The 6,611-nt window shown below is 47.5% G+C and carries 7 protein-coding genes; 2 read left to right on the top strand and 5 right to left on the bottom strand.

What is annotated here, in order from left to right; translation table 11 throughout:
- Positions 1–282: 282 nt before the first annotated feature.
- Positions 283–1,191, bottom strand: coding sequence for a tRNA (adenosine(37)-N6)-dimethylallyltransferase MiaA (gene miaA / locus Q0628_RS04875; RefSeq protein ID WP_298768699.1), 909 nt, complete (start codon positions 1,189–1,191; stop codon positions 283–285).
- A 30-nt stretch (positions 1,192–1,221) separates the two neighbouring features.
- On the opposite strand from miaA, the gene Q0628_RS04870 reads away from it, so the two are divergent.
- Entirely contained in the window at positions 1,222–2,337 is a 1,116-nt protein-coding gene (locus Q0628_RS04870; protein WP_298768697.1) for a divergent polysaccharide deacetylase family protein, read from the top strand.
- A gap of 13 nt (positions 2,338–2,350) precedes the next feature.
- A complete protein-coding gene (locus Q0628_RS04865) occupies positions 2,351–3,079 on the top strand; it encodes a pyridoxine 5'-phosphate synthase (RefSeq protein ID WP_298768695.1) in 729 nt (242 codons plus the stop codon).
- On the opposite strand, the gene truA is transcribed toward Q0628_RS04865, so the two are convergent.
- The 4 genes from truA to Q0628_RS04845 all read right to left on the bottom strand — a co-directional run.
- Positions 3,076–3,828 carry a tRNA pseudouridine(38-40) synthase TruA gene (gene truA, locus Q0628_RS04860; RefSeq protein WP_298768693.1) on the bottom strand — a complete coding sequence of 251 codons (753 nt, stop codon included), beginning with the start codon at positions 3,826–3,828 and terminating at the stop codon, positions 3,076–3,078. The two genes, Q0628_RS04865 and truA, sit on opposite strands and share 4 nt — an antisense overlap.
- A 1-nt stretch (position 3,829) precedes the next feature.
- The gene (locus tag Q0628_RS04855) at positions 3,830–4,801 is read right to left on the bottom strand and encodes a hypothetical protein (protein WP_298768691.1); all 972 of its coding nucleotides are present in this window, start codon (positions 4,799–4,801) and stop codon (positions 3,830–3,832) included.
- Between the two features lie 246 nt (positions 4,802–5,047).
- Positions 5,048–6,406, bottom strand: coding sequence for a GGDEF domain-containing protein (locus Q0628_RS04850; RefSeq protein ID WP_298768689.1), 1,359 nt, complete (start codon positions 6,404–6,406; stop codon positions 5,048–5,050).
- The coding region (locus tag Q0628_RS04845) for a hypothetical protein (RefSeq protein ID WP_298768687.1) at positions 6,403–6,611 on the bottom strand (209 nt) is incomplete at its 5' end. The genes Q0628_RS04850 and Q0628_RS04845, both read right to left, overlap by 4 nt.

The raw sequence follows: 6,611 nt of genomic DNA, 5'->3' as shown, positions 1-6,611 counted from the left end.
TCCAAGAATTCTCTTGGACCCGTCACTAAGCACATCTCCGATTCCTTCAATCTTCTCAGCAACCTCGCGGGTTGCTGTCCCTTGATCGCGGCTTACTTGGTTCTTCGCAATTAGCGTTTCGTTTTCGGCCGTCCCTCTCGGGAACGACGCCAATTATAGAATTTTCAGAAACTTTGGCAAGGCCCTTTTTGTAGAAAAAAAGAGATTTTTTTCTTATTTTCGCAAAAAACGGGAAAGGCACGGGTCTTTCGCAGAGAAAGCCCCCGAGAATTAACAATCTATTCACACTTTTTTGAGGGAGGTTTTATGAAAATCAGCCACAACAGCATCAAAAGGAGCATTTTCCATGTCTATGTTGACGCAATTTATTTGTCTCCTGAACCACGTCAACTGTCGCTTAGCATAATTACGCGTTTTCTTTTTCACTTCATCAATGACTTCATTTATTCTAGAAGCATTCGCTGCCTGCAGCAAATCTCGATAACCCAGGCTCTGCCATGCAGGAGCAGAAAGAGGGACGGTCTTTGAAAGTTCATGAACTTCTTCAATCCAGCCATCCCTTATCATCTGGTCCACGCGCAAGTCGATTCGTTTATACAAAATCTCGCGATCGCGCTGTAACCAATAAACCGGCAGTTCGCCAATTCCACCCTCACGGTTCTTCTGATATTCAGAAAGTCGATGTCCCGTCGCCTTGTACACTTCCAGAATGCGAATAAGCCTCTTGACATTATTAGGCTCCACGCTCCGTACTAGTTCAGGATCCACTTCCAGAGCCATTTTATACAAACTATCCGCACATTCAGTTTGCGCAATCGCTTCTAGTTCCAGGCGAACGCTCTCGGGAACCGAAGGTATGGACGGAAGCCCTAGCATCAGACTCTGCAAATACAGGCCTGTTCCGCCAGCCAGGATGAAATTCTTTTCTGGATTTTTCTCAACAATACTTTTGACCTGTCGACAGAATTCCCCTGCCGAATAGGATTCCGTTGGCAAAAGAAAATCTATAAGATGATGCCTTATCCTGCGGAGGCTCGCCACATCGGGCTGAGCTGTCCCTATCGAAAAACCCCGATATACCTGGCGTGAATCGACACCTATAATTTCTGCATCAAAGCGTTCTGCAAGTTGCAGAGACAACTCCGTTTTTCCAATTCCGGTCGCCCCGGCCAACGCAAAGAGAATAGGCATACCGCCAATTTAGTTATATTAGCACTTACCATGGGAAAAATGAAACACATTCTTGCCATAATCATTGTCCTTATCGTTCTCGTAGGCGGATTCGTCTTCCTGTTTCCAAAAATGGCCGAGCTGCAGGGATTATCGGATGCAAGCCGCAAAACCTCAAACGTAAGCGACACTCTCGCCATACAGGATACAATTCCCGACACTCTTTCTTTTAAGGACAGAATGAAAATCTTTCTGCAGCCTCTGCAGGTTAACTTTTCCAAGCGAAAGAAAAGAGAAATTTGGACCATGGGAGGCGGCCAAACGATTATCACCTACCTGTTGCAGGCACAACGGTTCATCAGCAAAAGCAACGGCAAAGTCCTTTACATGGAAGAAATCTACAACGTAGATCCTTCGGTATTCCAGGCAGCCAAGTTGGATCTGCTTGACAACCATGGCGATTCCCTGAAAATCGAAATACAGGTTTCACGCAACGAATATAGGCCAGGAGCATCTTTACTCGCCGTCGCTTTCCAGGTAACGAACCTGACCCCAGAACTGATTGTCGGCTTAAACAAACTCAACTTTCCCTATGACCTGCTAGTACCTCCGTTTGGCTCACAGGATGATTTTTTCACCGATCTGGACAAGGTGAAAAACAAGGAAGTCGTTCTGTGGATTACCATGGAATCCACAAAGCTCAATAAGGGACACAATAAGCTTCGTCCTCTGCGCATTCACCATACCGAAGAACAGATCGAAACTGTCATTAATGATGCTTTCAAAATACTTCCCTACGCAAAGGGAATTGCCAGCCGTTACGGAGAACAGGCCGTAGAACACAGGCAACTGCTTCAGGCCATATTAAAGCCAACCCAGCAACATGATCTCTGGTTCATGGATATTTCCATGAACAAGCTTTCCATTGTTCCGCAGACCTGCAAGGACATGGATATGGTTTGCAAAAGTGCCAACCCGTATAATCCTGACAATAGTTCCCTTTCGGACTACACTAGCGCCAAGCTCCGCGAAGCCAAGCGCAATGGCATTTCGGTTATGATTTTGCCCCTAAGCCAAAGCGCGCTCGACAAAATAGAAGACCTGCCGGAAAAAACGAAACAGCAAGGCACCACTCTCATCAATTTATCTACTTTTATGAAGAAATGACAAGGAGTCCCGCATGACCGTAAAACTTGGATTTAATGTTGACCACATCGCCACGATCCGCGAAGCCCGCAAAATATGCGAACCAGATCCTATCGCAGCGGCAGTCCTAGCTGAACTAGCCGGTGTCTCCGGGATCACCATGCATCTGCGCGAAGACAAACTACATATCCAGGACCGAGATGTCCAATTGTTACGCAGAACGATCACGAGCAAGATGAATCTGGAAATGACCCCCTCGCAGGAAATGGTGCAGATTGCAATCAACAATCAGCCAGACACCGTGACTCTCGTTCCCGAAGTGCATGCATCCCTGTCCAGCGAAGATGGACTCAATGTCGCAGCCAAGGCAAATGACCTGATCAAACCCGTCATGACCCTCAAGAACAACGATATTTCCGTAGGCGTATTTATTGATCCAGAAACGGAACAGGTGAAGGCGGCCAAGAAAATCGGAGCCGATTTCGTAGAATTCAACACCGGCAAGTATGCAACGAGCTGCACGCTCGGAAGCATGGAAGAAGTTGAACGGGAAATTTCGGCTTTAGAGGACATGACCGTACTCGCTCGTAAGTACGGACTCAAGGTCAAGGCAGGCCGAGGCCTCAACTACCGAAACGTCGCAGGAATTGCAAATATTGAAGGTATAGACGAGCTCGTCATCGGGCACAGTATCGTAAGCAAGTCCGTCATGGTCGGCATCGACCGCGCCATACGCGACATGCTCGACATCATGGGCCGCTAATAGTCCTTGTATTCCACGTTCTGCAGCACTAGCCCCTGCGGAGGGGCCCAAGTGCGTTCCCCTTTAAAATCCCTTTCGAAAATTCGGTTGACCGTACCCAAGGGGTAACGGCCACGGCCGATATCGAACAACGTTCCTACCATGGCACGTACTTGACGATGCAAAAAACGGTTTCCTTTGATATGGAACATACAGCTCCAGTCATTCAGGCATTCTAGCCTGAACTCCGTCAAGATACAGTCCGTCGGCTTACCATCATTTCGGGGTATACAAAAATCAATGAAGTCATGGTGTCCCAAAAAAGATTCCACCTCTTTTTCCATGACTGACAAATCAAGATGAAGCGAACCGCATTCCCAACCGAAATCGCGAAAAAGTGCGACAGGACGCGTAAAAATCGTATACTGATAATAGCGGCAAAGCGCATCGTAACGCGAATGAAAATCTGCGGCACAGGGTTCCAAATCTCTGATACGAATCAATCTCTTTGTAAGGCCATTAATCGAGTTGACGGTTTTTACTGGATCCAGTTCGCCGTCAAAATCGAAATGGGCACACTGACCACGGGCATGGACTCCGGTATCAGTACGACCTGATCCTGTAATGCGAATTGGAGTACGTAGCGCTATAGAAAACGCCTCTTCCAGAGCGGACTGCACCGTAACAAATTTGGTTTTACCACCTTCGTTCTGGGCCTGCCAGCCATAAAAGGCGCTGCCCAGATATTCGCAGCGAAAGCGGTAACGCATACTAGCCCATGGCTTCCTTGATGACAGCCTCAACCTTTTCCTGAGGAATCTTGAGACTCGAGGCTATCGCCGAAGCAGGAAAGCCGCGACGAGCCATCTGCATGATCTTAGTCTTTTCGCTAGATTCGCGATCAAAACGAGTCAATTCAAGAGGACTTTGAGACTTTAGGTTCGGGTCCCCCGTCAGATTGCGACTCTGGGCGCGCAATTTCATTGTACGCTCACGAGAAAGTCCACGAGGAGCGCGTAGTACATCGGACAGATTCTGCATCGCGGAAGTAATCCGTTCCTTGGCAGTCGGACGCAGTGTCGGCTTGTTGTCAAGCTCGGAAGTCAGAATCTTGTTTTCAGGAATGCCATTTTCATCCTCAAAAGCAACCTTCGGCGTATCATCGGCCTTTTCCGGCAGAGAATCCGTCATCGGATGTTCCATCGTCTCACGCTTATGAGCGGCATAGGCTTCGGCATCAGCAATAATAGAGCGCTTTTCGCGACGTGGACGAGGAGGAATCGTCGCTTCATCAAGACCGGCCGGAGTTTCCTTAAAGCGCTCCGCCTTGACAGCTTCCATACGGCGAGTAATGTATTCCTTCCGTTTGCGAAGAACTAATATCAGAATTACAACACAAAGGGCAATTGCAGCGACACCACCAGCCACCCACTTTATAAGTTCCACAGAAAGAGGAATCCCTGCAACAGTCCTAACCGCTTCAGACTCAGCAGCAACTTGCGACGAACGCATCGCGGAAAGTGACTCCCAGGCAGAATCCAACTGCAAGCGAATAGCCACCTGGGCATCAGGTGTGTTCCTGGTATTCCACAATTCATGTTCCAGAGAATCAATAACGGCCCGGGCAGAAAGATAGGCTTCCGCGTCGAAAGACGACTTTTTTCCTGAAAAATCGAGCGTCAGGTACGCAATAAGGCCGCAAGACAACAGCAACAGCACAATAGGCGCTATAAATTTCTTCATATTCATAATTTAGAAAAAACATTACGGAAAAGAAAACAAACCTGTCCCAACTAGCCCTATTCTTGAGCCTTTTGATAGGGCATTATAGCCGTTGTAATTGTTGAAAGGTTCTCAACACTTTTTAATTTCGGCCCAAGCACGCCATTTGCCACGAACACCCAAACATTCTATATTAAGAGCAAGAACTCTTTGTTCTCCTCCTAACCCCAAAAAAGCTCAGCTGGCGCAAGTCAGCTGAGTTTTTTGTTACATATTTCCTTCCAGAGCATCAGCGATGATAACCCGGTTCGCTCCAGACTGGATCGCCATCTGCATCGACGAGCCGGCCATATACAAGAGTGAATTGGCATCGCCAGCATGAACCGGCATGACGGCAACGCCCATACTCAGGGTCGTCGCAAGTATTCCATCGCCATAAGCAATCTGCAACTGAGAAATCTCGTTACGAATCTTTTCTGCTCGTTGACGAGTAATTTTCAAATCGGCTCCCGGCAAAATGACGCAGAAGATATCGCCATCGTAGCGACATGGAATGTCCTCGTTGCGTACGTAAGCCGGCAAGCGCTGTCCAAGTTCCCACAGCAACTGTTCTACCGCATGACGTCCGCGCTGTTTCTGAATTTCTTCAACGGAATCCGGATACATCATGATAAGCCCAATCGGAGTCCTATGGCGAATAGCGGCAGAGACCTCACGTGTAAGAGATTCTTCCATATAACGACGGTTGAAAAGCCCCGTCAAATTATCGCGAATGCTATGCTGCTTGTAGCGGATGTTCAGATTCTGGTTCGCTACATAAAGGCCTAAGGATGTCGCGACGATGCTCACCTTGGCATGCCATTCGTCCAAAGATTCATTATCAGGCAAAGCATCGACCTGCAAGGAGAATATACCGAAATGTTCCTCGATGCCTTCAATAGGAGCACAGAAGGATATTCCCTGCGGGCGGTGGTGCAAATGGGTACACCCCCCATTCAAGTCGCTCTTTGAAAAATCGGTAATGACAATATCACCCGCATCAAAACTTGCACATTCCGCAGGACGCATAACATCATCGCTAATCACATGTTCACCAAAAGACAGGACCTTATGCAAATCTGTCTGTTCCCCGGCATACATGTAAAGGATTCCTGAAGCTTTCGGGAACAACTGCGGCAAGAGACTTTCCAAAGCCTGCAGAACTTCCGGAACAGGACGATCCTTCAAAAGCGTACGAGAATATTTTTTCCAGACATCCAGAGGGAATCCCACGCGGGCTGCAGCTTCTTCGATATTTTTCAGAGCTTCCTTTGCGGAAACAGCTCCCTTAGGAAGGGGAATGTCTTCGGTTTCAGGTTCGGGGGCAGATTCAGTCTCAATAGGAAGGCCCGTCGCAAAATCAAATTTTTCACCCTTGATCGAGTTCAATGTTTCCGTAAACTCGACCTCGGCACTTTCGACCTTCTTTTTGCACATGGAACACAAGACTAGCCCCAAAACAGCACCCCAGGCTCCAATAAAGACGAACTTTCCTCCGAGCGAAAGTGTGTCCTCGGGAACGAAGTACGAAACAGTTACTCCGGCAACAAAGGCAACAAGCCAAATAAAATAGGTAATCATACTCATACTCCAAATTTACCATTTATATATTCCGAAAGACAATTTGTAGCGTGATTTTTACAAGGCTTTTTGCCATAAAAAAAATTTTTTGAGAAAAAAAGCCCATGAAATTCTAAATTTAGCGTCATGACCATTCTCGAAAAAATTGCGTTAGCTCTCCCTGCCGTCGAAAGTCCTGCTAGATACATGGGCGGTGAAGCGAACAGTGTCG

Source organism: uncultured Fibrobacter sp. (assembly GCF_937877005.1).
Lineage (GTDB): Bacteria > Fibrobacterota > Fibrobacteria > Fibrobacterales > Fibrobacteraceae > Fibrobacter.
The sequence above is the reverse complement of the archived record's forward strand: the minus strand, read 5'-3'. Positions and strand labels throughout refer to the sequence as shown.

What these genes read in the sequence shown, in the direction of transcription:
- Q0628_RS04870 (WP_298768697.1), top strand. Translation starts at nt 1,222, where the DNA reads ATGGGAAAAATGAAACACATTCTTGCCATAATCATTGTCCTTATCGTT.
- miaA (WP_298768699.1), bottom strand. Translation starts at nt 1,191, where the DNA reads ATGCCTATTCTCTTTGCGTTGGCCGGGGCGACCGGAATTGGAAAAACG.
- Q0628_RS04865 (WP_298768695.1), top strand. Translation starts at nt 2,351, where the DNA reads ATGACCGTAAAACTTGGATTTAATGTTGACCACATCGCCACGATCCGC.
- truA (WP_298768693.1), bottom strand. Translation starts at nt 3,828, where the DNA reads ATGCGTTACCGCTTTCGCTGCGAATATCTGGGCAGCGCCTTTTATGGC.
- Q0628_RS04850 (WP_298768689.1), bottom strand. Translation starts at nt 6,406, where the DNA reads ATGAGTATGATTACCTATTTTATTTGGCTTGTTGCCTTTGTTGCCGGA.
- Q0628_RS04855 (WP_298768691.1), bottom strand. Translation starts at nt 4,801, where the DNA reads ATGAAGAAATTTATAGCGCCTATTGTGCTGTTGCTGTTGTCTTGCGGC.